Source organism: Labrys sp. WJW (assembly GCF_001676615.1).
GTDB classification, from domain to species: domain Bacteria; phylum Pseudomonadota; class Alphaproteobacteria; order Rhizobiales; family Labraceae; genus Labrys; species Labrys sedimenti.
Genome location: NZ_LYXZ01000126.1, coordinates 1 through 338 on the forward strand (window position 1 = coordinate 1; position 338 = coordinate 338).

Annotated in this window: 1 protein-coding gene; it reads left to right on the plus strand. The window is 66.9% G+C overall.

Going from position 1 to position 338, the window contains the following annotated elements:
* The coding region (locus BA190_RS34915; RefSeq protein ID WP_162275296.1) for a caspase family protein at window positions 1-338 on the plus strand (338 nt) is incomplete at both ends.

Consider the following 338-nt stretch of genomic DNA (forward strand, 5'->3'; position numbering starts at 1 on the left):
TTCTATTCGGGCCATGGCGTGCAGGTGAAGGGGCGCAACTATCTGGTGCCGGTCTCGGCCAAGATCTCGGACGAGCTCGATCTGGACACCCAGACCCTGTCGCTGGACAAGCTTTTGGAGCTGGTCGACAGCGCGGCGCCGAAGGTGAAGATCGTGATCCTGGATTCGTGCCGGGACAATCCTTTGACGCGCCAGCTGACGCGGGGGGCGGGCACGCGCGGGCTGGCGCGCATCGATCTCGACGCCTCCTCGGCCAAGGGCACGCTGATCGCTTTTTCGACGGCGCCGGGCTCGGTGGCGCAGGACGGCAGCGGGCGCAACTCGCCCTTCACCACGGC